Genomic DNA, 1,657 nt, shown 5'->3' with positions numbered 1-1,657 from the left:
GATTCGTCGTCGAATGGGATGCCGTCCGTGACTGAAGTGGATTCGGCGGCACTGACGAGACGCCCCTGGGCGTTGACGTCGACGGTGTTGCCGAACAACTCGTCAAAGATGTCGTCGTCGAACACTGTGACGGTCAGGATCATCGGGGTAAGCGTGAGGGTGTCGAGCCCGGTGCCGAGGCAGTAGGGCGTGACTCGTCCATCGGCCCGCGCCTGTTCGAGGCTCCGGTACAGCGGCCAGTCGTCGTAGTCGAGCACCTCGCCAGAGCTGCCGTGCCGCTCCGGCTCGCCGAGCAGCTCTTCGCTGTATCCCCGGACCATGCTTCGCCACAGGCTGAAGTCGTTCTCCCGGTCGTGCGTGGCGATCGTGGACGGCTGGAACTCCCCCGCCGGGATCAGCCCGTAGATGCCCGCCGCGGTGGCGACCTTGGCCGGGTCACGCCAGTGCAGCAGGAACGTGGCCTCCCCCGTCTTCCGGTTCCTTCGGAGAGTCAGCGTCTCGATAGCGGGCATGAGGTGGCGCCGGCGAAGGTCGAACGGGTCTCCGGCGAGCGCGCGCAGCGGCATGGCGTCCCATGCTGGCGGTTCGGCTGAGTAGCCGGCGGTGGCGTTCGCGGTCGCCAGCTCGTGCGCGACGGCCTCGGACAGGTCGAGCTTGTCGAAGTACGTGCCGAGCCCGAATCGCATGTGTGGGTCGTTGCGCAGGTTGACGTCCAGGAGCCGGTAGCTCGTGCGGTTCTCGAACAGCTTCGGCGGGTCGAGGTACTTGATCGGGTCCGCCGCCCGGGTCCGGGGCGCGCTCGGCCCGGGCCAGATGCGGAGTGCGGCGGCGAGCTTGACCGAGGTTCCGGGGACGTCGACGGGCACGGCCTGGTCCTCGCGGTCGACTGCCGCGGCCGTTCGCCGAGCACGGGATGTGACGCGATGCTCAGCCGAGTCCGTCCCCCGGCGGTCGCCGACTCCTCCGCGGTCGTCGTCGGCCCCGCGCTGGCCAGCCGCACCCGCGTGGAATTCGCGGTGCCCAACCAGCCCAGTTCGGCCGGCGCCCGGTCCAGCAGCTTGGCCAGGTGCCATCGATGCTCCAGCGCTGCACCGTCACGACCAGGACCCCGCGGACGCGCTTTACCTGCCTGGCTGGGGGACGCGGCACGAGCCCATTGCCCAGTCGGGTCCCGGTTGTCGACCGCTCACCGGCTCACCCGCTACGGATGAGGCTCGGTCGTCACGGCATTGCAAGTCTGTGCAGGCGGGTGTGCAGCACCCACGGGCCAGGCTCCATCTCGCAGAGCATCCGTGATCAAGGAGAAGCTTCGATGACTTCGACGAAGACCGGCCAGTCGACCCTGCCGGAGCGGCCAGGCCTGACGGACGGGGTGGCCGGGGAGTTCACCGTCTACACCACGATCAAGCCGGGCCACGCGGACCAGCTGCGCCAGGATCTCGCCAATGTCATGAGCGCGTTCGCCAAGGATCGGTCAGCGCTTCAGCAGATCGGGACCCTGCACGACGCGCGGCATGTGATCTTCGACGACGACACGCGGTTCATGTTCGCCAGCGTCTTCGACGGCCCCTGGGACACCTACATCGACGATTTCGCCACGACGGTCGTCGGGGACAATTTCGACAAGATCTTCGCGCACTCGGAGGGGTTCCCCGGC

General features: G+C 68.2%; 2 pseudogenes. One reads left to right on the top strand and one right to left on the bottom strand.

The features are described from left to right. Window positions 1–866, bottom strand: a pseudogene (locus VGP60_RS28810) (XRE family transcriptional regulator); the annotation flags it as partial. Between the two features lie 446 nt (window positions 867–1,312). Between VGP60_RS28810 and VGP60_RS28805 the strand changes: the two are divergent. After that, window positions 1,313–1,657 (top strand): annotated as a pseudogene (locus VGP60_RS28805) (hypothetical protein); the annotation flags it as partial.

Source organism: Amycolatopsis sp. (assembly GCF_036008905.1).
Classification (GTDB): Bacteria; Actinomycetota; Actinomycetes; order Mycobacteriales; family Pseudonocardiaceae; genus Amycolatopsis.
The sequence above is the reverse complement of the archived record's forward strand: the minus strand, read 5'-3'. Positions and strand labels throughout refer to the sequence as shown.